We start from the raw sequence: 23,622 nt of genomic DNA, 5'->3' as shown, positions 1-23,622 counted from the left end.
GTGGCCGAGGGTGCGGCCGATCTGCCCGTCGCGCTCCAGGTGCTGGTGGCCCTCCTGACCGGGGCGGGGCTGGTCTTGATGCTGCGTCGCATGCCCTGGGAGGCCTTTTTCTTTCCCGGTCGCGCGCAGCTGTTCGCCGGCGCATTCATCGCGCTGCTGGTCATCTGGACCCTGCGCGCGCAGACCGTGGACGGTCTGGCCCTCCACCTGATGGGCATGACCGCGGTGACCCTGGTGTTCGGCTGGCAGCTGGCGATCCTGCTGGCGTTTCTGGTGGTGGGCGTGCTCGGACTGTTCGGCGTGCTGCCGATGTCGACCGTGCCCCTGACCGTGCTGCTGGCCGGCATTCTGCCGGTGGCGGTGACCTGGGGGCTGCTGCGCCTGACCGAAACCCGCCTGCCGCCGCACATGTTCATCTATCTCTACGGGGTCGCCTTCCTCGGAGGGGCGCTGTCGGCAGTGGTCGCGGTGCTGGGTACCGCGGCGGTGTACGGCCTGTTCACCGAACTGGCCTGGCACGAGGTCTATCGCGACTACGTGCGCTATCTCCCCCTGCTGATCCTGCCCGAGTCGGTGGTCAACGGCATCGTGGTCACGGCCCTGGTGGTCCTGCGCCCGGGCTGGCTGGCCACCTGGTCGGACGAGCGCTATCTCCACGGACGCTGACCTGCCCCGATCAAATCAGCATTTGTTTAATGAACCGTTCAGGAAGTGCCTGCTAATGTTCCTTCCACGCAGCGGCTGAGACCCTGTGCACAAAACCCGAAGGATCCAGCAGGAGACAACAACAATGAAGAACGCATTCGCGCTGATGACCGGGGCCGGTCTGGCCCTCGCCTTTACCCTCCCGGCGCAGGCGGCCGACATCAAGGCCGGGCAGTCCATGTATCAGGCCGTGTGTGCCAGCTGCCACCAGGCCGACGGACGTGGTCAGGCGATCTTCCCGGCCCTGAAGGGTCAGGACGCCGCTTGGGTGACCGACAAGCTCGAACGCTACCGCGCCGGCGAGCAGGTGGGCGACAACACCGCGCTGATGCGCCCCCACGCGCAGTCGCTGAGTGACGCGGACATCGCCAACGTGGCGGCCTTCATCGAGACCGAGTTCGCCGAATAAGGCGCGGGTTGCCCCGGGGGCGACGCTCGTCGGCCCCGCTGCGCGGTCCCGGATTTTTGCCCGGGGCCGCGCCTTCGGGTAAAGTTTTGCGGTTCAGAAGAGCCGGCACGCGCCGGTCTCCTTCCCGATTTAACCTTCGCGAGGCACCGCATGGCACAACCCGACCTGATTGCTCCGTCCATCCTGTCCGCCGATTTCGCCCGGCTGGGCGAGGAAGTCGAGAACGTCCTCAACTCGGGCGCCGACATCGTCCACTTCGACGTGATGGACAACCACTACGTCCCCAACCTGACCATCGGTCCGCTGGTCTGCGAGGCCCTGCGCAAGCACGGCATCCAGGCGCCGATCGACGTGCACCTGATGGTCAAGCCGGTGGACCGCATCATCCCGGATTTCGCCCAGGCCGGTGCCAGCTACATCACCTTCCATCCGGAAGCCTCCGACCACATCGACCGCACCCTGCAGCTGATCAAGAGCGAGGGCTGCAAGGCCGGGCTGGTGTTCAACCCGGCGACCCCGCTGTCGCATCTGGATTACGTGATGGACAAGGTCGACATGATCCTGCTGATGTCGGTGAACCCCGGTTTCGGCGGGCAGAAGTTCATCCCCGGCACGCTGGACAAGCTGCGCGAGGCGCGCCAGCGCATCGACGCCTCCGGCCGTGACATCCGCCTGGAGATCGACGGCGGCGTGAAGGCCGACAACATCCGCGAGGTGAAGGCGGCCGGCGCGGACACCTTCGTCGCCGGCTCGGCGATCTTCGGCGCGGGCGAGGATTCCGATCCGAACCGCTACGACAGCATCCTCAAGAAGATGCGTGACGAACTGGCCGGCGCCTGAGGGTCCCGTGAGCCTGAAACGTCCCGCCATGATCCTGATCGACCTGGACGGCACGCTGATCGACAGCGTGCCCGATCTGGCCTGGAGCGTGGACGCGATGATGCGCGAGCTCGGCCTGCCCGAGCGCGGCGAGGCCGCGGTGCGCAACTGGGTGGGCAACGGCGTCGAACGGCTGGTTCAGCGCGCGCTGGTCAACGATCTCGACGGCGAGCCCGACCCGGAGCTGTACCAGCGGGCCCTGCCGGTGTTCATGCGGATCTACCAGGAGAATACCGCCGGGCGCAGCCCGCTGTATCCCGGCGTGCGCGAGGGCCTGGACCGGTTGAAGGCCGAGGGTTACCGCCTGGGCTGTGTGACCAACAAGGCGGGCTGCTTCACCCGCCCGTTGCTGGCGGAGAAGGGCATCCTCGACGACTTCGAGATCGTGGTCGCCGGCGACGACCTGGAGAAGAAAAAACCGGACCCGGAGCCCCTGTGGCATGCCGCACGCGAGCTGGGCGTGAAGCCGGAGGATTCCCTGATGGTCGGGGATTCGAAGAGCGACGTGAAGGCGGCGCGCGCGGCGGGTTTCCAGATCGTCTGCATGACCTACGGCTACAATCACGGGGACGACATCCGCGACCAGAATCCGGACGCGGTGCTGGACCGTCTGGACGAGCTCCCTGCGCGACTGCCGGCACGGGCGGCATGAGGCCGGTCATGGACGCCTGCTTCCCCGCAACCGGACGATGGCGCGACGGCCTCTGAACCGCCGTCCTTCATCCGACCCGTTGCCAGGAAATGTCCGCCATGACGCCCGAACAGTTCGACGAGCTGGCCCGCGAAGGCCACAACCGCATCCCGCTGGTGCGCGAGGTCCTGGCCGACCTCGAGACCCCGCTGTCGATCTTCCTCAAGCTGGCCAACCGGCCGTATTCGTATCTGTTCGAATCGGTGCAGGGCGGCGAGCGCTGGGGGCGCTATTCGTTCGTGGGCCTGCCGGCCCGCACCCTGGTGCGGGTGCACGGCCACGAGATCACGGTGGAGACCGACGGCGAGGTGGTCGAACGCGAGACCGTGGCCGACCCGCTGGCCTGGATCGAGGCCTATCAGGCGCGTTTCCGTGTCGCTGATCTGCCGGGCCTGCCGCGCTTCACCGGCGGGCTGGTCGGCTACTTCGGTTTCGAGACCGTCCGCCTGATCGAGCCGCGCCTGGACGGCCCGGACAAGCCCGACGAACTGGGCCTGCCGGACATCCTGCTGCTGGTCTCCGAGGAAGTCGTGGTCTACGACAACCTGTCCAGTCGCGCGTATCTGGTCGTGCACGCCGATGCGTCCCGGCCGGACGGGCAGGCGGTGGCGTCCGAGCGCCTGGACGAACTCGAGACCCGTCTGGGCGAGCCGCTGGTTCCGCCGGACGATCCGCCGCATCCGCACGCGGTGCCGGAATACGTTCCCGGCTGGTCGGCCGAGGGCTTCCAGGCGGCGGTGGAGAAGGCGCAGCAGTACATCCTCGACGGCGACGTGATGCAGGTGGTGCTGGCGCAGCGCATGAGCGTGCCGTTTTCCGCGCCGCCGCTGGATCTCTACCGCGCCCTGCGCGAACTGAACCCGTCGCCCTACATGTATTACCTGGACCTGGGCGATCACCACGTGGTCGGCGCGTCGCCGGAGATCCTGGTGCGCCTGGAGGACGAACGCGTGACCGTGCGCCCGATCGCCGGGACCCGGCCGCGCGGGCGCGATCCGGACGAGGACCGCGCGCTGGAGGCCGAATTGCTGGCCGATCCCAAGGAGCGTGCCGAACATCTGATGCTGATCGACCTGGGGCGCAATGATGCCGGCCGGGTCAGCCGTGTGGGCTCGGTCCGGGTCACCGAGACCATGGCGGTGGAGCGCTACTCGCACGTGATGCACATTGTCTCGAACGTGGAGGGTGAGCTGGCGCCCGGGCTGTCGGCGATGGACGTGCTGCGGGCGACCTTCCCCGCCGGCACGGTCAGCGGCGCGCCCAAGATCCGCGCGCTGGAGATCATCGACGAGCTGGAGCCGGTCAAGCGCGGGCCGTACTCCGGTGCGGTGGGGTATCTCTCCTGGTCCGGCAACATGGACACCGCGATCGCCATCCGCACGGCGGTGCTGCACGAAGGCGAGCTGCACATCCAGGCGGGGGCCGGGGTGGTGCACGACTCGGTGCCCGAGAACGAGTGGCAGGAAACCCTGAACAAGGGCCGTGCCGTGGTGCGCGCGGCGGAAACCGCGCTGGGCGGGCTGGGACCGCGCCGCCACCGCCGCTGATTTCGCCGCCGGCGCGGGTGGCCCCCCCCTGTTCCCCGGGTTTCCGGGCTTCGTTCCTCGCGCCGCGCTACGCTTGTCCGCAACCCGCCGTCCAGGCCATCCGGGAGCCCGACATGATCCTGATGCTCGACAACTATGATTCCTTCACCTACAACCTCGTGCAGTATCTGGGCGAGCTGGGGGCGGAGGTGGCCGTGCATCGCAACGACCGCATCACCCCGGAGGACATCGCCACACTGGACCCCGCCGGGATCGTCATCTCGCCGGGCCCCTGTACGCCCAACGAGGCCGGGGTGTCGCTGGCGGTGATCGAGCGCTTCGCCGGCGAGATCCCGATCCTCGGCGTGTGCCTCGGCCATCAGGCCATCGGGCAGGCCTTCGGGGGGGCCGTGGTGCGTGCGCGCGAGATCATGCACGGCAAGACCTCGCCGGTGCATCACACCGGTCAGGGCGTGTTCGCGGGGCTGGAGAACCCGCTGGAGGCCACCCGCTATCACTCGCTGGTGGTGGATGCCGGCTCGGTGCCGGACTGCCTCGAGGTCACCGCGTGGACGGAACACGCCGACGGCACGCGTGACGAGATCATGGGACTGCGTCACCGTGAACTGGACGTGGAAGGCGTGCAGTTCCACCCGGAGTCCATCCTCACCCGTCAGGGCCACGAGCTGCTGGACAACTTCCTGCGCCGCCTGCCACAGCCGGCGTGAACCGCGCCGATCGCCGTCTCCGGCTGCGCTATGCGCTGCTGGTGGCGCCGCTGGTGATGCTGGCGCCGTTCTCACTGGATACCTATCTGCCGTCGTTTCCGGCGATGGCGGAATCCCTGGCGGTGGACTCCGCGGCCATGCAGGCCACTCTGTCCGCCTACCTGGTGGCGTTTGCCCTGTCCACGCTGGTCACCGGTCCGCTGTCGGACGCCTTCGGGCGCCGTCCGGTGGTGCTGTGGGCGCTGTTCGCCTATCTGCTGATCTCCGCGCTGCTGGTGGTGGCCACCGCCTACTGGCAGGTGGTGACCCTGCGCATCCTGCAGGGCCTGGCGGCGGCCACCGGGGTGGTGGTCGGACGGGCGCTGGTGCGCGACCGTTTCGACCCCACCGATGCGCGCCGGGTCTTTGCCCTGGTGACCATGGTGTTCTCCATCGGGCCGGCCGCCGCACCCATCATCGGGGGCTGGCTGCAGGCCGGCTTTGGCTGGCGCTCGGTGTTTGCCTTTCTCGCGCTGTATGGCGGCGTGCTGTTGCTGGCGGCGCGGGCGTTCCTGCCGGAGACGCTGCCCCCGGTCGGGCGGGTGCGCAGCCGGCCGCCGGCGATCGTGCAGGGTTATCTGCGGACCCTGCGCAACCCGCGATTCCTGCGGCCGGTGGGGGTGCACGCGGCGATGTTCGGGGCGATGTTCATCTTCATCGCGGCCTCGCCCACGCTGATCTACGAGCATCTGGGCGGGGACGAACGCGATTTCTGGTGGCTGTTCCTGCCGCTGGTGGCGGGGCTGCTGCTGGGGGCGTTCGTGGCCGGGCGCACGGCCGCGCGCCTGACGCCGCAGGCGGCCGTGAGCATCGGGCTGGGTCTGAGCGGAACGGCCCTGGTGCTGATCGGCGGCGGTGCCTGGCTGGACGGGCCGGTGGTGTCGATCACCGGGCCGTTCGCGCTGTACAGTTTCGCCCTGGCCACGGCCATGCCGTCGCTGACCCTGCTGGCGCTGGACTGCTACCCCGGGGCACGCGGCATGGCCTCGGCCATGCAGGCCTTCGTGCAGCTGGGCATCAGTGCATTGCTGACGCTGTTCCTGGTCGACCATCTGGATGATGATCCGCGCCACCTGGTGGCGGGGGCTCTGGTGGTGTGGTCGGTCGGGGCGCTGATCTGGTGGCTGGGCGGCGGTCCGCGCGACGTGCCGCGCGCCCCGGCGGCCGTTCGACCTGCGTAAAGCCGCGCGTTTCCCTAAACTGTGCCCCCGTTGATCCCTGACCGCCCAGCAGCCGGAGAACGAACGTGACCCTGCCCCAAGCCATTGCGAAGCTGGTTGAACGCCAGGACCTGGACGCCGACGAGATGACCGCCGTGATGCGCGCGGTGATGGGTGGCGAGGCCACCGATGCCCAGATCGGCGGCCTGCTGATCGCCCTGCGGATGAAGGGCGAGACCATCGACGAGATCCGCGCCGCCGCCGGCGTGATGCGGGAGCTGGCGACGCGGGTGGATGTCCCGCGCGCCGGCCTGGTGGATACCTGCGGCACCGGTGGCGATGCCTCCGGAACCTTCAACATCTCCACCGCCTCGGCACTGGTGGCCGCGGCCGCCGGGGTGCGGGTGGCCAAGCACGGCAACCGTTCGGTGTCCTCGCGTTCGGGCTCCGCCGATGTGCTGGAAACCCTGGGCGTAAACCTGGAGCTGGGTCCCGACGCGGTGGCGACCTGCATCCAAGAGGTCGGGGTCGGCTTCCTGTTCGCCCCGGCCCATCACGGGGCGATGCGCCATGCGATCGGGCCGCGCCGGGAGCTCGGCGTGCGCACGCTGTTCAACGTGCTGGGGCCGCTGACCAATCCGGCCGGTGCGCCCAACCAGGTGCTGGGGGTGTTCTCCGCGGACTGGCTGCGGCCCCTGGCGGAGGCCCTGAAGGGCCTGGGTTCCGAACACGTGATGGTGGTGAACGCCGAGGACGGGCTGGACGAGATCAGCATCGGCGCGCCGACCCGGGTGGCGGAACTGCGCGACGGCGAGATTACGGAATATACCCTGCGGCCGGAGGATGTCGGCCTGACCACGGCCGCCCTGGACACCGTGCGGGTGGAGGACGTGGCGGCCTCGGCGGCCATGCTGCGCGACGTGCTGGCGGGTACGCCGGGACCCGCGCGCGACATCGTCCTGCTCAATGCCGGCGCGGCGATCTTCGTGGGCGGCGGCGCGCCCAGCCTGGAGGCGGGCGTACGCCGGGCCGCCGAGGTGATCGACAGCGGCGCCGCCCGCCAACGACTGGAACAGCTGCAGGCCGTCTCCACGCGGCTGGCACAAAAGGAGAGTTGAAACATGAGTGACGACACCCCCGATATCCTCGAGCGGATCCTCGAACGCAAGCGTGAGGAACTGATCGAGCGCTCCGATGTGCAGCCCTTGCGCGAACTGCGTGGCTGGCTGACGTCGGCGGAGGAGCCGCGCGGTTTTCGCGCCGCGCTGCAGGCGGACATCGACGCCGGGCGCGCCGCGGTGATCGCCGAGATCAAGAAGGCCAGCCCCAGCAAGGGGCAGATCAGTCCGAACTTCAACCCGGATGCCTTTGCCCGCTCGTATGCCGAGCACGGGGCCACCTGCCTGTCGGTGCTGACGGACGTGAGCTTCTTCAAGGGCCGCGACGGTGACCTGCGTGCGGCGCACGTGGCCTGCGAGCTGCCGATTCTGCGCAAGGACTTCGTGATCGACCTGTATCAGGTCTACGAGGCGCGGGTGCTGGGGGCCGATGCGGTGCTGCTGATTGCGGCGGTGCTGGATGACACCAACCTGGGCGAACTGATCTTTCTCACCCGCGAGCTGGGCATGGATCCGCTGGTGGAGGTGCACGACGCCGAGGAGCTGGAGCGCGCGGTGCGCCTGGGCGCGGACCTGATCGGCATCAACAACCGCGACCTGCGCAGTTTCGAGACGCGTCTGGAGACCACCCTGGAGCTGCTCGACCGGCTGCCGGAGGACGTGCTGCTGGTGACCGAGAGCGGTATCCACAGCGTCGAGGACGTGCAGCGGATGCGCGATGCGGGCGTGAATGCGTTCCTCGTGGGCGAGGCCTTCATGCGCGAGGAGGATCCGGGCGCGGCCCTCGGGCGGCTGTTCCGCGGCGAGGGCTGAGCCGGGGCCGCGGGATCAGCGCGTGCCGTAGACCACGATGGTCTTGCCGTGCGCGCTGATCAGGCCGCGTTCTTCCAGTTCCTTGAGCACGCGGCCGGCCATCTCGCGCGAGCAGCCAACGATGCGCGCCAGTTCCTGGCGGGTGATGCGCAGCTGCATGCCGTCGGGGTGGGTCATCGCGTCGGGCTGCTGAGCGAGGTCGAGCAGGGTGTGCGCGATGCGGCCGGTGACATCGACGAAGGCGAGGTCCATGACCTTGCGCGAGGTCTGGCGCAGCCGGGCCGCGATCTGTCGGGTCAGCAGCATCAGGATCTCGGGGTCGCGCATCGCCAGCTCGCGGAAGCGGGTGTAGGGGATCTCCGCGGTGTCGGTGTCCTCGCGGGTGACGACCGTGGCGCTGCGCGGATCATCCTCGAACAGCCCGAGCTCGCCGAAGAATTCGCCCCGGTTGAGATAGGCCAGCACCAGTTCGTGGCCGTTGTTCTCGCCCAGGACAGAGACCGAGCCGCCGAGTACGTAGTACAGCGTGTCCGGTACCGTGCCCGCCTGGATCACGGTGGTCCGGCGCGGATAGTGGCGGCGCTGGCAGTGTTCCAGCAGGCGTTCCATCGCCGGAGAATGGTTGGGCATGGCTGTTTGGGCTGGGGAAGGCTTGCTCATGATTACCGGTTCGATCGGGAGAACACGTTAAAGTGTAGTCCACGAGAGTGTAATGCACCCGGCGGGTGGTTCGGTGACGATTCTGCTTCGACGGGTTCACAAAAACATCGGGCAGGACGGGACATGCAAGTACGAGTGAAATGGCTGGACGGCGTGGCTTTCGTCGGCGAGACGGACAGCGGCCACGCGGTGGTGATGGACGGCGCGCCGGACGCCGGCGGACGCAACCTGGGGGCGCGTCCGATGGAGATGCTGCTGCTGGGGCTGGGCGGCTGCACCAGTTTCGACGTGGTGGCGATGCTGAAGAAGTCGCGGCAGGATGTGCTCGACTGTCAGGTGGACATCGACGGCACCCGCGCCGACGAGGTGCCGAAGGTCTTCACCGACATCCATGTGCATTTCCGGGTGTACGGGAACGATCTGTCGGAAAAGCACGTCGCACGGGCGGTACAGCTCTCCGCCGAGAAATACTGTTCGGCGTCGATGATGCTGGGGGCGTCGGCCCGCGTGACCCATGATTTCGAGATCGTGGAAGGGCCGGCTCCGCGCTGAGCCGCTGGCGGGTGCAAGCCGTTGACTCGCCGCGTGATGTCTCTACAATTCGCCGCTCCTTACGGCCCGGGCAAGAGGGTACGCCATGTCGCGTCACAAGAAGCAGATCAAGCTCCACGGCTTCAACAACCTGACCAAGAGCCTGAGCTTCAATATCTATGACATCTGCTATGCGTCGGGCGATCGTCATCGCGACGAGTACATCGCCTACATCGACGAGGCCTACAACGCCCAGCGTCTGACGCAGATCCTGACGGACGTGGCGCACCTGATCGGTGCCAACATCCTCGACATCTCGCGCCAGGACTACGACCCGCAGGGCGCGTCGGTGACCATGCTGATCTCCGAGGAGCCGGTGGCCACCGAGCAGATCGGTTACACCGAGGGTCCGGGACCGCTGCCGGAGACCGTGGTCGGTCACCTCGACAAGAGCCACATCACCGTGCATACCTATCCGGAGGCCCATCCGGAGGGCGGGATCGCGACCTTCCGCGCGGATATCGACGTGTCCACCTGCGGGCGCATTTCACCGCTGCGCGCGCTGAACTACCTGATCCACAGCTTCGAGTCGGACATCGTGATCATGGACTACCGGGTGCGCGGCTTTACCCGGGACGTGCGCGGCAAGAAGCACTTCATCGATCACAAGATCAACTCCATCCAGGATTTCCTGTCGCGTGACACCAAGGACAAGTACCAGATGGTGGACGTGAACGTGTACCAGGAATACCTGTTCCACACCAAGATGGTGCTGAAGGACTTCGACCTGGACAATTACCTGTTCGGGCTGGGCAAGGACGACTACTCGGCGAAGGAAGCCAAGCGCATCGCCAAGCTGCTCAAGCACGAGATGATGGAGATCTTCTACGGCAAGAACATGAGCCGCGGAAGCTGACGCGCCGCGGGGATGCCCGGCCCGGGGAAACCGGGCTCAGATCCGGTAGGCGGTGTGCGTCATGATCTTCGAGGTCAGTGGCATCAGCACGCTGCGCACCGGCCACGGCAGGGTCCGGCCCCCCATCGCCATGGCCTTTGCCCCGTGTTCCACCTCTTCCTGCTTCATCTGCTCGAGGATGCGTGCCGACACCGTGTCGGACGGCGGCAGGCGGTCCAGGTGCCGGTCCAGGTGCTGCTCCACCTGGCGCTCGGTCTCGTCGACAAACCCCAGGCTGTAGCGGTCCCCGGACAGTCCGGCCAGCGCACCCACGCCCAGCGAACTCACGTACCAGAAGGGCGTCAGCAGGCTGGTGTGCATGCCCATTTCGTGAACCCGCCGCGCGCACCAGTGCAGGTGGTCGCCTTCCTCGCGCGCCGCCTGATCCAGCTGCGCGCGGATCGCCGGGGTACGGGCGGTGAGCATCTGCCCCTGATAGAGCCCCTGGGCGGCCACCTCGCCGGCATGGTTGACCCGCATCAGGCGCCCGGTTTCCTGACGGTCATGGTCGTCCAGCATCGGACCGGGTTCGTCGCCACCGGGCGACGGGCGGCCGGTGGAGCGGGCATGCCCGGAGACGACCTTGACGAGGGCGTCGGCCTGGGTGATCAGATGATCCAGCGGGGAGAGTCGGCGCATGGCGGGCGCTCGGGTATGGGCTTTGTCTCAGGTTACCGCGAGGCGCCCCGCAAGGAAACGGGCCGGGGAGAGCAGCGGCGGGTCTTCAGGCGATTGCGGCTGCAGCGCGCGCAGATGCACCCGGCAGCCCACGTTGCCGGAGACGATGCAGTCAGGAGCCTCCGTGCCCAGGGCCTGCAGGGTTTGCTGCCCCAGGGCATCGGCCTGTTCCGGCCAGGCGAGCATCGCGGTGCCACCCGCGCCACAGCAGTTGGGGAGGGACGGGGTCCCGGTGAGGGTCACGCCGGGCAGGCCGCGCAGCAGCGTCGGCAGGATCTCGCCCTCGCGGGTGACGTTCCGCTGGGTGCAGGGACGATGCAGGGCGACGCGCACCGGCTCTTCGCGCCAGCCTTCACGGGGCGGGCCGTGTTCCTCCAGGTGTCGGGCGACGAAGCGCGTGAGGCTGGTCGCGCGGGCGCCGGGGAAGCTGTCAGCGGCCTCGCGCAGGGTCGCCTCGCAGCCGCTGTCGAGGACGATCACCGGCGGGCCATCCTCGGCCGCACCGAAGGCTTCGCGATTGTGCCGCTCCAGTTCCGTGGCCGCCGCGGGTCGTCCGGCGTGTCGGTCCAGGGCGCCGCAGCAGGTCCGGGAGGAGGGGATGCCCACCTTCAGACCCAGCGCATGCAGGACGGTCAGGGCCGCTTCCAGGTCGGGCCCGGTGAAGAAGGCGTCCATGCAGCCGGTGAACAGCAGCACGTCGACCGCGTCGGGCGGGCCGTCGGCGCGCAGCCGCGGAGGCGGGGCGAGGCTGGGGCGCGCATGTTCCAGGGCCCGGCGCACGGTGGCGTCCAGTCCCGGGAGCCCGGCGCGCGGCAGCCGTGCGGCGGCCCGGGCCCCGAGGCCGGCGAGTCGCCGCAGCCGGGGCGATCCCAGCAGGCGGTCGTGCAGCATGCGCGGCATGGGCAGCGGGGCGCCCTCCGGCTCGTCCGATTCCTGAAGGAGGATTTCGCGGGTGCGATCCATCAGGGCACCGAAGGGGACTCCGGCCGGGCACACGGCCTCGCAGGAGCGGCAGCCGAGACAGCCTTCCAGATGGCTGCGCAGGCGGGGTGACTGCGGATCGAGCTCGCCGCGGGCCAGGCCCTGCATCAGGGTCAGGCGACCTCGCGGGGAGTCGCCTTCCTGCCGGTGCAGTTCGTAGGTGGGGCAGTGGGGCAGGCACAGACCGCAGTGCACGCACTGATCCACCGCCGAAAGCCCCGTGTACTTCGGGGGTAGGTCGGAGCTCCCCAGCGGCTTTGCTAGGGTCCCGGGCCCGTTTGCTGACCCGGAGGGTCCCATGTTGTCGCGTGTACCGCGTTCCGCCGCCGTACTGTTGTCTTCCGTCATGCTTGTCAGCATACCAGTCTCGCAAGCTCAGGCCTGGGATGCGGAGGGATGGGAAACCACGCTGGAGGCCGGGGCCTCGCTGACGACCGGGAATACCGAGTCGGCCACCGCCAGCGGTCGGATCCGCGCCGAGCATACCGCCGAGTTGTGGCGCAACCGGCTGCGGGGCGACGCGCTGTTCACCGAGGAAGACCGCGAGACCACGGGGCAGCGTTACGTCGCGGGGTACCAGCTTGACCGGCGTCTGGCGGAACACGATTACGTGTTCGGCGCGCTGCGTTACGAACGCGACCGTTTCAGCAGCTATGACTATCAGGCCTCGCAGACCGTGGGTTACGGCCGGCGTCTGGTGGATCGCGAGCGCGTGCGACTGGATGGCGAGATCGGCGTCGGCGCCCGCCAGGCACGCCTGGCCGAATCCGGGGAGTCCGACACCGACGCGGTCGGCCGGATCGGGGGCAACCTGCGCTGGGACATCAGCCAGAGTGCGCGTCTGACCGACGAGCTGCTGATCATCAGCGGTCGGGACAACACCGAGGTCGAGAACATCCTCGCCCTGACCGCCGACATGACCGACCGCATGGCTTTGCGGACCAGCTTCACCGTCAAGCACAACACCGATGTCGAGCCTGGGAAGAAAAACACCGACACCATCAGCGAGGTCAGCCTGGTCTGGCGTTTTCGCTGAACCGGCCGGACACAGTATGATGAAGCCGATTTGATCCGGGAGCATCGCATGGGCTACTACCAGCGGCACATCTTCTTCTGTACCAACTGCCGGGAAGACGGCAACTGCTGCGAGGATCACGGGGCGACCGAGATGCGCTCGTATGCCAAGAACCGGGCCAAGGAGATGGGCATCCACGGCAAGGGGCAGGTACGGGTGAACACCGCCGGCTGCCTGGATCGCTGCAACGAGGGTCCGGTGGCCGTGGTGTATCCCGAAGGGGTCTGGTACACCTACCAGGACGAGCGCGACATCGACGAGATCCTGGAAGAGCACCTCGCCAATGGCCGGGTGGTCGAACGGCTGCAGATCTGAGGTGCCGGGCCCGCTTCCGGGGCCTTGACTTCGCCGGCCTGCCCCGGGAAAATCCGCATCCCGCGTGGCTACGTAGCTCAGCTGGTTAGAGCACATCACTCATAATGATGGGGTCCCCTGTTCGAATCAGGGCGTAGCCACCACCAATTCAAGGGGTTGCCTCGGCAGCCCCTTTCTCGTTTGGGCACCGTGCCCACCTCGTGCCCACGCCGTGCCCATTCGGTGCCCGGGGCTTCGCTGAAGGTCTCCCACCGTTTCGTGCAGCCGCGCCATCGTGCGTGGCCACCGCCGAGATAGCTCCCCTTTCATCAGGACCTGTTCCGCGCTTCGGTGCCGAGAACGGGGTCACTGTGTTTCGCCATCCCCTTCCGGATACGGCGCGCACCGCTGATCTCTTTAGCGACTTCCCGGAAGAGTCGCGCGAGGGGCAGGGTGTTTGGCCACCGCCGGATCGTTTCCCGCTGAACGTCGACGGGCGGACGGTGCGCGAGCGGGTGATTGCGGACCTTGTGTCTGCGGACTCGCCGTTGGTGGTGACGGGCTACGGGGCGCTTGAGGAGCTTATTCGTCTGGAGGGGGATCTGGGGGAGGTTCGTCCGCTTCGCGTTCTCTTTGGTAACGAGCCGAGTGTGGGGGAGGGAGGTCACCGCAGTCTGAAGGCGCCGAGCTTCCCCGAGGAAGTCGAGCAGTACTGGCTGGATCGAGGAATCGCCCTGCGCCTGTCGGCCCGGCTGATCCATTTTCGGGAGCGACTCCGCGAGGGCGCCGTCGAGGCGCGGTACTGGCCCGACACGCAGCGGCCACTGCACGCCAAGATCTATCTTGGGGCGGGGGCGGTAACGCTGGGCTCGAGCAACTTCAGCCGGAACGGGCTGGAACGTCAGCACGAGGCGAATGCGCGGTTCACTGCAACGGGTGAACCGAGGCGTTACCGCGAGGTCGCGGCGCTGGCCGAACAGTTCTGGTCGTTTGGAGAGGACTACACCGATGCGTTGCTGGCGCTGCTCGAGCGTCTGCTGCATGTCGTCGGGTGGCGCGATGCGCTGGCCCGCGCCTGCGGGGAGCTGCTGGAGGGTGACTGGGCGAAGGGTTTTCTGCAGCAGGTCGACCGCGAGGCTTTCCGTGCGCTGTGGCCGGCCCAGCGCCAAGGGATCGCACAGGCGCTGTATCTGCTGGACCGTCAGGGAGCGGTGCTGATTGCGGATGCGACGGGGTCGGGCAAGACGCGCATGGGTGCGCATCTTCTGCGGGCGCAGCAGGCGCGGATCCAGGGGGTGGGCGGGATGCCCCGCTCGGTCATGATTGCACCCTCGACCGTCGTGGAGGAGTGGGAGCGGGAGGCCTCCCGGGCCGACACCGCGCTGGATGTCTTTTCGGTTGGCCTTCTCAGTCACGGCAGCCGCAAGGCATGGCAGCTGGATGATGCCCTGAGGCGGGCGCGCCTGCTGGCCGTGGACGAGTGCCACAATTTCCACAATCGCCGCTCGCGCAGGACACGGCGGCTGTTTACCAATCACCTTGCCGATGACGTTCTGCTGTTCACCGCTACGCCGATCAACCGGAATGTCGATGACCTGGTCCGGATTGCGGATCTGCTCGGTGCCGACAACCTGCAGTCGAGCACGCTGAAGGCCCTGGAACGGGTCAATCGTCCCGGTCGCTGGCACGGTCTGGGCGAGGACGAGGCCGCCCAGCTGCGCGATGAAATCCGGACATTCACCATTCGCCGTACCAAGCGCATGTTCAATGCGCTGATTGATCGCGCGCCCGGGGCCTATCGGGATCACACGGGCCGGCCCTGCCGCTATCCGGAGCACCGCTCGTACAGCTATTCCCTGAACGAACCGGCTGCCGACCGTGAACGCGCCGGTCGGATCCGGGAGCTTCTCGATCAGCTCTTCGGCGTGGTCCAGGTTCCGGCGGTCCTGGAACTGAGCGCCGTACAAAGGCAGCAGGGACTCACCGAGGACCAGTATCGCGACAACCTGCTGCTCGGGGCTCACAAGCTGGTCCGCTACCGGGTCATGGCGGCCCTGCGATCTTCGCGTGCGGCCTTGAGCGTCCAGCTCGAAGAGCGGCTGCCGGGCGTCGAGATCTGGCAGGCTACGGGCAGCGATGAGCGAAGCCGCCAGGCGGTACTCCGTGCGTTTCGGCCGGGTGGCGACGAGCAGACCGGTGTGGCGCTGTGTTCGGACAGCCTGTCCGAAGGGGTGAATCTGCAGGCGGCCTCAGCGCTGGTTCATCTCGACATGCCCTCGGTGATACGCGTGGCCGAACAGCGAACTGGACGCGTCGATCGTCTCGACAGCCCCCATGCCGAGGTCGAAGTCTGGTGGCCCCGGGATGCCGAGGAGTTCGCCCTCAATGCCGATGCTCGATTCCTGGATCGAGTCGGTGCGGTGACCGAACTCCTCGGGACCAATCTCCCGTTGCCGGAAGACCTGCAGCAGCAGTCCCGGGAAAGCGTTGATGCCGACACCCTGATCCGCGAATACGAGCGTACGGCGCGTTCGATCGAGGAAGCGGAACCGCATGATGCCTTCGCCGCAGTGCGTGGGCTGGTGGAAGGTTCGGGTGCCCTGGTCGAACCGGATATTTACGAGTATTACCGGGAGCGCTCGGTGCGGGTGCTCTCAAGGGTCAGCGTAGTGGCCAGCGACGCCATCTGGGCCTTCTTCTGTCTGGCCGGCAGTGCGGACCGGGCGCCGCGCTGGTTCTTCTTCTCGGGCCCGGATGCCGAGGCAACGACCTCGTTGGACAAGGTGGCGGCGGCGCTGCGCGAGCGACTGGCGCCGGATCCGCCCAATGGTGAAATGGACGAGCCAGCCGCAAGATGGCTGGCACATTTTTCCGAGCGCCTCCCGGAGGCCGAACGGGCGCAGTTACCACTGCGCAAGCAACGCGCCCTGCAAGAGATGACCAGGGTCCTCAATGGATTTTGCGAGGAGGCCGCCCGCCAGAGGGAGCAAGCGCGCCTTGACGCCTATCTCGCTCTGCGCAATCTACTGGAGCGCAAGCCGGAAACGCTGACGGGCGGAGAACCGGATTGGGAGGCGCTTGCCAATCGCTGGCTGGAGCTCATCCGTCCCTACTGGTATCGCCGCCTGACCCAGCAGCGCCGGGGGTTCCTTCGCCTGCGGGATCTGCGCAAGGAGCTCATTGAGGCGGAGTCGGAGCTTGGCCCCGAGGTACTGGAGGCGTTTGCCAGCCTCCCGCTTCAAAGCTCTGCGGAGGAGCGGGTGGTCGCGGCCATTCTCGGCATGCCCGATCGTTGATCTAACGCGGCAGGTCGGGACCCCTCCTGGCCAGGGCTCGCTTCGGCCATGGGATTGTTTCAGTACATGCTTCGGCGGGCTTTTTAAGCTATATATATCAAACCCTTAATGAGTTAGTATCTTCTCAATAATCATTTCAATTGGGCGGGTTCGGATGAGGAGCAAGCGACAAGCGGCGCACCAGCAGCTCGGCCTGGCGCTTGCGAAATTCGCCCCGGCGCGCGCGGCTGATCTTGCCCGCGAACTGGGGCTGTCGGTTCCCACCCTGCACCGCCTGCTGCAGGAGACGACTGAGCCCGTTCTGTCCGCCGGCCGGGCCCGGCGCACTCGCTACGCTCTGCGCCAAGCCCTGCGAGGCGATCTCTCGCCCCTCCCCATCCGTGCGATTGACGAGGCCGGCCAGCCGCACGAGCTCACGGAACTCTCGGTCATCCAGCCGCAGGGCTGTCATGCTGATTTCGATGGCTCGGATTGGCCTCTGGAGGATGATGACCAGACCCTCGATGGGTGGTGGGACGGGCTGCCATATCCTCTGTACGACATACGCCCCCAGGGCTATCTCGGACGCCAGCTGGCACATCGCTTCCAGGACACCCTTGCGGTGTCGCCCAATCCCGATACCTGGAGTGACGACGATATCCTGTGGGTTCTGAGTCGCGTGGGGTCCGATCTCCCGGGCAACCTGATTGTCGGCGATGCCGCGTTCCAGGTCTGGCAGAAGGCCCGCCTGGACCCGCCTGCAATCCTCAAGGCGGACGATATCGAACGCATGTACGTGAAGGCGGCGGAGGAGGCCGTCTCGCTGGGCCTTGCGGGCTCCAGCGCTGCGGGTGAATTCCCGAAGTTCACCGCCCTACGGGATCTGCAGGACAGCAACACGCCGCATGTCATCGTGAAATTCTCCGGTGCCGATGATTCCACGACCGTGCAGCGCTGGTCCGATCTGTTGGTGGCGGAGCATTTGGCACTCCAGGCGGCCTCCGCGCTCCCCGGCGTGCAAACCCCTCCCGGCCGCATCCTTCAGCATCAGGGCCGAACGTTTCTGGAAGTCGAGCGCTTCGATCGCCACGGCTTGTTCGGCCGCAGCCCGGTGGTGACGCTGGAGACCGTGAACGCGGTCTTGCTCGGCCATACGCCTTCGGCATGGGACAGCCTGGCCCAGGGGCTCGCCGACAAGCGTCTGCTGGCAGCGGAAGCTGTTACAGCCATCCGTCACATCACCTGGTTCGGCCGGCTGATCTCCAATAGCGACATGCACCCGGGCAACCTCGCCTTTCGCCCGGAGGAAGGCCGGCTCATCCTGTGCCCGGTCTACGATATGCTCCCGATGGCGTACGCGCCGCTTCCGGGGGGCGAACTCCCGCGAGTGACATTCGATCCCGCCATGCCATTACCCCGTGAACATGGCGTGTGGGTCGCCGCCTGCCACACCGCCATCGCTTACTGGCAAACCGTGGCGGATGACACCCGCGTCAGCTCCACGTTTCGCAGGATTGCCTCCGACAATGCCGCCGAGCTCCAGAGACGCCTGGCACTCGTCGCACCCTGATCGCCCGTGGCTTAGCGTCCGCAGTCCGCAGGTTTTGTGCCGTTCGGCGGCGCGCACGCGTTCGCGCGCCGGGCCTTCCGGCATTGCGCGCACGGTGCCACGCTTGCGCGCGATGTGGGTCTCGGGGCGATGCCCATCCAGCCGCTTCTCCGCACCGATGTAGCCGGCATCGCCATGCAGGCTGTCTTCCTCGCCGTGGAGCAGGTCCGGCACCTGCGACACGTCCGAGACGTTCGCCGCCGTCCCCTTCACGGTATGCACCAGCCCCGTGCCCACATCCGCTCCGACATTCAGGCTCCTGCCTGGTCCCCGCCGTGGCTTGCGGGGGCCTGCAGGGACTGTGCCGTCTCCTCCCCCTTCTTTTCCTGTCCTCTCTCCCGGAACTTGCGTCTGCCACTCGGCCGTCAGTTTTCCTGCTGGAGTTGGTCCGCGTTACCCCTCGCGGGTGGTGTCAGAAAACCCGGGCTGCCAACGCGAACGTGTACATTGATCAGAGGTTACCTGGACTGGAAGGCGGGAAGCCCGGACGGGAGGCGCTAACCCCCCCCCCGGATTGCTCGGCGAACCGGGTTGGTGACGAGGGGCTGCTCCGGGTCAGGGTACGGACAGCCGGTGGCGTGCAGAATGAGCGGAAGCGATTGCGGCATGATCTTTGGCGCGTTTGCCACGCGGGGAGGGGTGCGTGCGGGACGGTGAGACGGGGTCGGGAATGAGGTGGCGTGTCCGTCCGCGGCGCGGGTGGCTCCTGCCTCTTTTGCTCGGACTGGCCACGGCCGCCGGGGCGGAGACAGGAGAGGACGCACCCTGGCGGCTGGGCGTACATCCCTTCGTCGCGACCACCGAAGTGATGGAGCGGTTCCGGCCGCTGGTGGATCACCTGTCCGCCGAGACCGGGGAGGCCTTCGAGCTGCATGTGGCGAATTCCTATGGTGCCCATGTGCGGGCGGTCGGGGACGGGGATGTCGATCTGGCCTACATCGGGCCGGCGGGGTTCGTGCGCCTGTGGGAAACCCACGGGGAACACCCGGTGCTGGCGCGCGAGGTGCTGGGCAGCGGGGCGAGTTTCCGTGGCGTGCTGGTGGTGCGTGAGGATCATGCAATCGAGACCCTGGCGCAGGTCGCGGGGCATTCGGTAGCCTTTGTCGACGTGGATTCGACCATGGGGTATCGCATGCCCATGGCCCTGCTGGAGCGGGCGGGCGTGGCCGCGGACGATCTCGGGCAGAAGCAGTTCTTCGGCAACCATTTCGATACGGCCTCGGCTGTGCTCCTCGGTGATGCGGACGTGGCGGCCATGCGCGAGGAAATGTTCGAACGTTTCGAAGGGCGCGGGCTGCGGGCGCTCGCGTACACGCCCGCGGTGCCACGGCATCCCTTTGTGGCCCGTCGGGGGCTTGATGCCGAACGCCGGGAGCAATGGAGCGCGATCCTGATCGGCCTGTCCGGACATGCGGACGGCCCTGCGGTGTTCGCGGCGCTGGGTGGCAATGTGGCGGAGTTCGTCCCCGGCACGGCGGAAGAATATCGCGGACTGCGGGAAATGCTGGAGGTGACACGGTGAACGCGCCGCAGGTTCCCGGCCGCGGATTCCGCAACCGGCTGCGAATCTGGCGCCTGCCTCTGGTGTTACTGCTGGTCCTGAGCCTCTTTACTTTGATGGGGCTTATGCTGGTGCTCAATGAGCAGAGGGTGCTGCTGGAGCGGCAGGCTGGAAAAGCCGGGCAGTCGGAGCTGGAAGTGATCGGCGGGTTCGCGCGGGAGAGCCTGGCGCGCGGCGACTATTCCGTGCTGGAGCGTTTCCTCCGTAATTATGCCGAGGGGCGTCCTGACGTCCATCGACTGGTGGTCGAGAGCGGGAACGGCAACTACACCTGGCTGGACTACGGCGGGCCGTCGCCCGAGCCCGGGGTGCCCCGCTTCCATCTCGAGGAGCGGGTGGAGTACGGGCGTGATCGGTCCGTCCTGCTGCGGATGGAGGTGGTGACTCCCGACGTGCGTTCTGCGGTGGACAACCTGCGCGTCTCCCTGACGATGTGGGGAGGCTTCGGTGTCCTGCTGTTCGCACTGATCCTGTGGTATTCCATCGAGCGCATGGGGCTGGCGCCGTTGCGCCGGGAGCGTGATCGTCTGGAGGGGCGGGTGGCGGAGCGTACCCGCGCGCTGGAGGTGGCGCTGGACGAGGTCTCGGCCAAGGCCCGCGAGCTGGAACGCCAGGCGACGCATGACCATCTCACGGGGCTGTACAACCGGCTGAAGTTCGAGGCATTCCTGGACGAGGAGATCGAGCGGGCCCAGCGCTACGGCAACAGTTTTGCGCTGGTCCTTTGCGATATCGATCATTTCAAGGCCGTGAACGACACCCATGGCCATGAGGCGGGTGATCGCGTGCTGATCGAGGTGACCCGGGAGCTGATGGCACAGCTGCGCCGGCCCGATCGGGCGGCCCGCTGGGGCGGCGAGGAATTCGTTCTGTTGCTGCCGCAGACCGATCTGCACGAGGCAGCGGCCCTGGCCGAACGACTGCGTGAGGCGTTCGCGCATCGTGAGACCGGACCGGGGGAGGGCATCGGGCCGGTCACTCTGAGCTTTGGTGTCACGGCCTGGAAGCCGGGGGATACGCGGCAGCGTCTGCTGCTGCGGGCCGACCAGGCCCTTTATCGGGCCAAGGAGGAGGGGCGCAACCGGGTGGTGACGGGACGTTTCTGAAGCTGGGGCGGCCGCGCACGGGCCGATATTGCCGCGATTCCGGGGGATGGCTACACTTGGCGCCGCTGATTCCACTACCCGCGCAGGCCTGAACCATGAAACGTTACGGTATTCGCATTCGCATGCCCGAGGACGCGACCTTCCGCATGCCGCATCTGCTGGGTCCCGACTGGGAGGCCTGTCGCTGGTACGAGACCGAAGAGGCCCGCGAAAAGGCCTTTGCCGAGACCACTGCGGATCTTTCGAACTACCGCAAGGGTGACCGCCCCGCCCAGATCGTCGAGCGGATCGATCGCGACGCCTGATTGTCGCGCGCGGGCGCTGCTCCCTCAGCCGGCGGTTGCGGCGAGCGCCTCCATGTCCATGGGCTCCATCAGATAGCACAGGCAGTCCTGGGTGATGACCCGGCTGTCGAGCGTCAGCATCGATGGCATCGCGTCGCGCCGCAGGCGAATTTCTTCCCCCCGGGTTTCGAGATACAGACCGGTCACCTCGGCACCGTCCTCCGAGGTAACCACCAGCGGGTCGTCCACTTCCGGCCGGCGCCGCACCAGACAGGAACCGGCCGGCAACATCTGGAAGTTGAGCCGGTCCAGATCGGGTTCCAGGCGGATGTCCCCATCCGTTCCGGTGCTCGCCCGCATCCCCGGACGCAGCCGCACGCGCGCCACCGTGTGGTAGATGTCGATCGCGTCGCGCTCCGGCGGGTGGCCGGGGAAGGCGCTCAGGTGCAGCACCGCATCCACCATCTCGAAGGCGTGCTGCACCCCGGCGGTATCGTCCGGATGCCCGCATTCCAGGGTGACCGACGGGGCCAGCTCCGCCAGGGCCATGGAGGCGACGCCGCGCGGGCGGGTGAAGTAGACCACCGTACGTCCGAACAGGGCGGCGAGCTGCATGAACGCCGGGTCGGGGCGATTGATGCAGGCATAGTGCGGATTGCGCCCGGTGTTGTTGTGCAGGTCGATGGCCGCGAACAGCCCCCGCTCGCGCAGCCGGGTCACCAGTCGGTCGAAGACCTCCGCCTCGGGTGACCCCGGTTGTTCGGTGCCCGGCCAGATCCGGTTGAAGTCCGGCTGCTGGTCGAGGTGACGCTGGTCCAGCGCGGCGGCCTGCGGGTTGCCGATCACCAGGGTCAGCGCGCGCGGCAGCTCGCGGTGGGTGTAGTGGCGCAGCAGCTGCTGGATGGCATGCAGACCCACCGGTTCATTGCCGTGCAGCAGGAGCACCACGGCTACGGCCGGTTCGCGCCGGCCGGCCAGGTGGATCAGAGCCGGCTCCGGCACGATCTGGCTCAGGGTGCGTGGCGTGGCGTCGAGAAAGCCGTCGGGCAGCTCGAAATATTCGCGGATCGCGGGTCGGTCTTGCGGCATGGTTCGGTATCTCGGGTTACAGGCCCCAGGTATGTACCGGGGCGCCGGTGTTCTGCCAGCCGCGATAGGCGCGGACGAGTCCGGCCCAGTCGCGTCCGTGTTGCGCGACCCAGCGACGCTGCCAGGCGCTTCCGGTCTGGCCACTGTCCACGCGCGCGGCGATGATGCCCAGCAGTGCGTCGCGCTCGCCGGGGTCGATCTCCAGGTTCTCCAGGCCTTCGGCGGCCCGTGGCAGCAGCTGGTGCCGGATCAGGCGCGGTGCCGGAAGCGGGTCCGCATGGCCCCAGCGCAGCCGGGCGTGCAGGCCTTCGCGGGCGGCATGATAGAAGTTGTCGCGGGCCTCGGCGAACGGGGTGCCGGCGGTGCCGTCCCCGGGGGCATCGCGCAGCCATTCGATCAGGCCCAGGGCGAAGGCGGCGTTGGCCAGCATGTCGATCAGCGAGGGGCCGGCGGGCAGGCAGCGAAACTCCACGCGCAGGTGATGCCGGCCCCCGGCATCGGTGCCGACGATCGGCCGGTTCCAGCGCCAGATGGTGCCGTTGTGCAGCGCGAGATGGGCGAGATCCTCCGGCGGGTGGTGCAGGTCGACTGGCAGCATGACCGGGAAATGATCCCGATTCTCGCGGAACAGCTCGCCGACCGAGTCATGAAGATAGCCGCTGCCGAAGGTCACCCGACGGATCGGCCCCCGGGCCGAGTCGGCGAAGCCGCCGCTTTCCACCGCCTGCTCGAACAGGGGGATGCGGCTTTCCTCCCACAGGTCGTGCCCGAACAGATAGGGCGTGTTGCCCGCCGCCGCGAGTACCGGCGCGCTGGCCACCATGGCGGCGTTCAGGCTGCGATGCGCTTCGCCGGGGGCGCTGCCGATGTGTATCTGGAAGGAGGTCGCGAGCGACTCCAGCATCACGTCGTCGTGGTCGTGCTGAAGGTGTTCGCGGCCGCGGATGTCGACGTGCAGCGGACGTCGGGCGCGGTTCTCCAGCACCGCTTCGTTCAGTGCACGAAAGCGTGCCTGGGGCGACATGTGGTGCAGTCCCAGCGCTTCCGGGGGCAGGGTGGCCAGACTGCCGGCCATCAGTACGCCCCCGTCGAAGCGCGCCGCCGCTCGCGCCGCGCGCTTCACCGTGTCGCGCAATTCCTGCAGGATCGCGGTGAAACTGCCGGGCCCGGCGGTGAACACGCTGGTGTTCAGTTCCACGTTGAAGCGTGCCAGCTCGCGTGACACCAGCGGGCTGTCCATCGCCTCCAGGAAGGCATCGTTCTCCGCCAGCGCCCGGCCCTCGGCGTCGCACAGCCAGGCCTCGATTTCGAAGCCCAGGGTGGTCGGGCCCCGTGGGGTATCGCGGTGGGTGTCCAGCCAGGCGAGCAGCAGATCGGTCTCGCGGTCGAGGGCCTGACGGAATCGCTCGCGATCCTCCGGGGTGAAGCACTCGGACCCGATCTCCTCGCCCACTTG

Annotated in this window: 23 protein-coding genes, 1 tRNA gene and 1 pseudogene; 19 read left to right on the top strand and 6 right to left on the bottom strand. The window is 67.6% G+C overall.

All coding sequences use genetic code 11. The features are described 5' to 3' along the window. From D577_RS0111075 to trpC, 9 genes are all read left to right on the top strand, one after another. Positions 1-666, top strand: a complete 666-nt coding sequence (locus D577_RS0111075; protein ID WP_018947539.1) for an energy-coupling factor ABC transporter permease — start codon at positions 1-3, stop codon at positions 664-666. A 124-nt stretch (positions 667-790) separates the two neighbouring features. Further along, positions 791-1,114, top strand: a complete 324-nt coding sequence (locus D577_RS0111070; RefSeq protein ID WP_018947538.1) for a c-type cytochrome — start codon at positions 791-793, stop codon at positions 1,112-1,114. Positions 1,115-1,264: 150 nt separating this feature from the next. Next, positions 1,265-1,954 carry a ribulose-phosphate 3-epimerase gene (gene rpe, locus D577_RS0111065; protein WP_018947537.1) on the top strand — a complete coding sequence of 230 codons (690 nt, stop codon included), beginning with the start codon at positions 1,265-1,267 and terminating at the stop codon, positions 1,952-1,954. 7 nt (positions 1,955-1,961) lie between these two features. Continuing rightward, positions 1,962-2,645 (top strand): phosphoglycolate phosphatase, encoded by a 684-nt coding sequence (locus tag D577_RS0111060; protein ID WP_026289027.1) that lies wholly within the window; start codon positions 1,962-1,964, stop codon positions 2,643-2,645. Positions 2,646-2,743: 98 nt separating this feature from the next. Continuing rightward, positions 2,744-4,231 (top strand): anthranilate synthase component I, encoded by a 1,488-nt coding sequence (gene trpE, locus D577_RS0111055; protein ID WP_018947535.1) that lies wholly within the window; start codon positions 2,744-2,746, stop codon positions 4,229-4,231. A gap of 113 nt (positions 4,232-4,344) precedes the next feature. Then, the gene (locus tag D577_RS0111050) at positions 4,345-4,938 is read left to right on the top strand and encodes an aminodeoxychorismate/anthranilate synthase component II (RefSeq protein WP_018947534.1); all 594 of its coding nucleotides are present in this window, start codon (positions 4,345-4,347) and stop codon (positions 4,936-4,938) included. Continuing rightward, complete coding sequence (locus tag D577_RS0111045) at positions 4,935-6,158, top strand: multidrug effflux MFS transporter (RefSeq protein ID WP_018947533.1); 1,224 nt, start codon at positions 4,935-4,937, stop codon at positions 6,156-6,158. Before D577_RS0111050 ends, D577_RS0111045 begins: the two co-directional genes overlap by 4 nt. 65 nt (positions 6,159-6,223) lie before the next feature. Continuing rightward, positions 6,224-7,255, top strand: a complete 1,032-nt coding sequence (gene trpD, locus D577_RS0111040; protein ID WP_018947532.1) for an anthranilate phosphoribosyltransferase — start codon at positions 6,224-6,226, stop codon at positions 7,253-7,255. Between the two features lie 3 nt (positions 7,256-7,258). Further along, positions 7,259-8,068: an indole-3-glycerol phosphate synthase TrpC gene (trpC, locus tag D577_RS0111035; protein ID WP_018947531.1), complete on the top strand. Its 810-nt coding sequence runs from the start codon at positions 7,259-7,261 to the stop codon at positions 8,066-8,068. A gap of 15 nt (positions 8,069-8,083) precedes the next feature. Here the strand turns inward: trpC and crp are convergent, their stop codons facing one another. Beyond that, positions 8,084-8,698, bottom strand: a complete 615-nt coding sequence (gene crp / locus D577_RS0111030) for a cAMP-activated global transcriptional regulator CRP (protein WP_018947530.1) — start codon at positions 8,696-8,698, stop codon at positions 8,084-8,086. Positions 8,699-8,851: 153 nt separating this feature from the next. Here crp and D577_RS0111025 point away from each other — a divergent pair, with 153 nt between their 5' ends. Then, a complete protein-coding gene (locus D577_RS0111025; RefSeq protein ID WP_018937151.1) occupies positions 8,852-9,280 on the top strand; it encodes an OsmC family protein in 429 nt (142 codons plus the stop codon). Positions 9,281-9,365: 85 nt separating this feature from the next. Continuing rightward, positions 9,366-10,175 (top strand): adenosylmethionine decarboxylase, encoded by an 810-nt coding sequence (gene speD / locus D577_RS0111020; protein WP_018869719.1) that lies wholly within the window; start codon positions 9,366-9,368, stop codon positions 10,173-10,175. A gap of 36 nt (positions 10,176-10,211) precedes the next feature. Here the strand turns inward: speD and coq7 are convergent, their stop codons facing one another. Both coq7 and D577_RS0111010 read right to left on the bottom strand, forming a co-directional pair. Beyond that, positions 10,212-10,853 (bottom strand): 2-polyprenyl-3-methyl-6-methoxy-1,4-benzoquinone monooxygenase, encoded by a 642-nt coding sequence (gene coq7, locus D577_RS0111015; protein WP_018947528.1) that lies wholly within the window; start codon positions 10,851-10,853, stop codon positions 10,212-10,214. A gap of 27 nt (positions 10,854-10,880) precedes the next feature. Then, the gene (locus D577_RS0111010; protein ID WP_018947527.1) at positions 10,881-12,068 is read right to left on the bottom strand and encodes a (Fe-S)-binding protein; all 1,188 of its coding nucleotides are present in this window, start codon (positions 12,066-12,068) and stop codon (positions 10,881-10,883) included. Positions 12,069-12,171: 103 nt separating this feature from the next. Between D577_RS0111010 and D577_RS0111005 the strand changes: the two genes are divergently transcribed. The 5 genes from D577_RS0111005 to yjjJ all read left to right on the top strand — a co-directional run bounded on the left by D577_RS0111005 (position 12,172) and on the right by yjjJ (position 18,087). Beyond that, entirely contained in the window at positions 12,172-12,909 is a 738-nt protein-coding gene (locus D577_RS0111005) for a YdiY family protein (protein ID WP_018947526.1), read from the top strand. Between the two features lie 48 nt (positions 12,910-12,957). Next, positions 12,958-13,263 carry a ferredoxin gene (locus D577_RS0111000; protein WP_018947525.1) on the top strand — a complete coding sequence of 102 codons (306 nt, stop codon included), beginning with the start codon at positions 12,958-12,960 and terminating at the stop codon, positions 13,261-13,263. Between the two features lie 66 nt (positions 13,264-13,329). Further along, positions 13,330-13,406: transfer RNA gene (locus tag D577_RS0110995), tRNA-Met, on the top strand. A gap of 207 nt (positions 13,407-13,613) precedes the next feature. Then, positions 13,614-16,538, top strand: a complete 2,925-nt coding sequence (locus tag D577_RS0110990; RefSeq protein ID WP_038036283.1) for an SNF2-related protein — start codon at positions 13,614-13,616, stop codon at positions 16,536-16,538. Between the two features lie 154 nt (positions 16,539-16,692). Continuing rightward, positions 16,693-18,087, top strand: coding sequence for a type II toxin-antitoxin system HipA family toxin YjjJ (gene yjjJ / locus D577_RS13660; protein WP_018947523.1), 1,395 nt, complete (start codon positions 16,693-16,695; stop codon positions 18,085-18,087). 33 nt (positions 18,088-18,120) lie between these two features. On the opposite strand, the pseudogene D577_RS14530 reads toward yjjJ, so the two are convergent. Continuing rightward, a pseudogene (locus D577_RS14530) lies at positions 18,121-18,408 on the bottom strand (transposase); the annotation flags it as partial. Between the two features lie 388 nt (positions 18,409-18,796). On the opposite strand from D577_RS14530, the gene phnD reads away from it, so the two are divergent. From phnD to D577_RS0110970, 3 genes are all read left to right on the top strand, one after another. Beyond that, positions 18,797-19,648 carry a phosphate/phosphite/phosphonate ABC transporter substrate-binding protein gene (gene phnD / locus D577_RS0110980; protein WP_081618828.1) on the top strand — a complete coding sequence of 284 codons (852 nt, stop codon included), beginning with the start codon at positions 18,797-18,799 and terminating at the stop codon, positions 19,646-19,648. Beyond that, entirely contained in the window at positions 19,645-20,793 is a 1,149-nt protein-coding gene (locus D577_RS13820) for a diguanylate cyclase (RefSeq protein WP_018947521.1), read from the top strand. The genes phnD and D577_RS13820 overlap by 4 nt, the downstream gene beginning before the upstream one ends. A gap of 95 nt (positions 20,794-20,888) precedes the next feature. After that, the gene (locus D577_RS0110970) at positions 20,889-21,098 is read left to right on the top strand and encodes a hypothetical protein (RefSeq protein ID WP_026289022.1); all 210 of its coding nucleotides are present in this window, start codon (positions 20,889-20,891) and stop codon (positions 21,096-21,098) included. Between the two features lie 24 nt (positions 21,099-21,122). Here the strand turns inward: D577_RS0110970 and D577_RS0110965 are convergent, their stop codons facing one another. Then, the gene (locus D577_RS0110965; protein WP_018947519.1) at positions 21,123-22,166 is read right to left on the bottom strand and encodes a M14 family metallopeptidase; all 1,044 of its coding nucleotides are present in this window, start codon (positions 22,164-22,166) and stop codon (positions 21,123-21,125) included. A 16-nt stretch (positions 22,167-22,182) separates the two neighbouring features. Beyond that, positions 22,183-23,619, bottom strand: coding sequence for a hypothetical protein (locus tag D577_RS0110960; RefSeq protein ID WP_018947518.1), 1,437 nt, complete (start codon positions 23,617-23,619; stop codon positions 22,183-22,185). Positions 23,620-23,622 lie beyond the last annotated feature (3 nt).

It is taken from the genome of Thioalkalivibrio sp. AKL17 (genome assembly GCF_000377885.1).
Taxonomy (GTDB): Bacteria; Pseudomonadota; Gammaproteobacteria; order Ectothiorhodospirales; family Ectothiorhodospiraceae; genus Thioalkalivibrio; species Thioalkalivibrio halophilus.
The sequence above is the reverse complement of the archived record's forward strand: the minus strand, read 5'-3'. Positions and strand labels throughout refer to the sequence as shown.

What these genes read in the sequence shown, in the direction of transcription:
- D577_RS0111070 (WP_018947538.1), top strand. Translation starts at nt 791, where the DNA reads ATGAAGAACGCATTCGCGCTGATGACCGGGGCCGGTCTGGCCCTCGCC.
- rpe (WP_018947537.1), top strand. Translation starts at nt 1,265, where the DNA reads ATGGCACAACCCGACCTGATTGCTCCGTCCATCCTGTCCGCCGATTTC.
- trpE (WP_018947535.1), top strand. Translation starts at nt 2,744, where the DNA reads ATGACGCCCGAACAGTTCGACGAGCTGGCCCGCGAAGGCCACAACCGC.
- D577_RS0111050 (WP_018947534.1), top strand. Translation starts at nt 4,345, where the DNA reads ATGATCCTGATGCTCGACAACTATGATTCCTTCACCTACAACCTCGTG.
- trpC (WP_018947531.1), top strand. Translation starts at nt 7,259, where the DNA reads ATGAGTGACGACACCCCCGATATCCTCGAGCGGATCCTCGAACGCAAG.
- crp (WP_018947530.1), bottom strand. Translation starts at nt 8,698, where the DNA reads ATGCCCAACCATTCTCCGGCGATGGAACGCCTGCTGGAACACTGCCAG.
- D577_RS0111025 (WP_018937151.1), top strand. Translation starts at nt 8,852, where the DNA reads ATGCAAGTACGAGTGAAATGGCTGGACGGCGTGGCTTTCGTCGGCGAG.
- speD (WP_018869719.1), top strand. Translation starts at nt 9,366, where the DNA reads ATGTCGCGTCACAAGAAGCAGATCAAGCTCCACGGCTTCAACAACCTG.
- coq7 (WP_018947528.1), bottom strand. Translation starts at nt 10,853, where the DNA reads ATGCGCCGACTCTCCCCGCTGGATCATCTGATCACCCAGGCCGACGCC.
- D577_RS0111005 (WP_018947526.1), top strand. Translation starts at nt 12,172, where the DNA reads ATGTTGTCGCGTGTACCGCGTTCCGCCGCCGTACTGTTGTCTTCCGTC.
- D577_RS0111000 (WP_018947525.1), top strand. Translation starts at nt 12,958, where the DNA reads ATGGGCTACTACCAGCGGCACATCTTCTTCTGTACCAACTGCCGGGAA.
- yjjJ (WP_018947523.1), top strand. Translation starts at nt 16,693, where the DNA reads ATGAGGAGCAAGCGACAAGCGGCGCACCAGCAGCTCGGCCTGGCGCTT.
- phnD (WP_081618828.1), top strand. Translation starts at nt 18,797, where the DNA reads ATGAGGTGGCGTGTCCGTCCGCGGCGCGGGTGGCTCCTGCCTCTTTTG.
- D577_RS0110970 (WP_026289022.1), top strand. Translation starts at nt 20,889, where the DNA reads ATGAAACGTTACGGTATTCGCATTCGCATGCCCGAGGACGCGACCTTC.
- D577_RS0110965 (WP_018947519.1), bottom strand. Translation starts at nt 22,166, where the DNA reads ATGCCGCAAGACCGACCCGCGATCCGCGAATATTTCGAGCTGCCCGAC.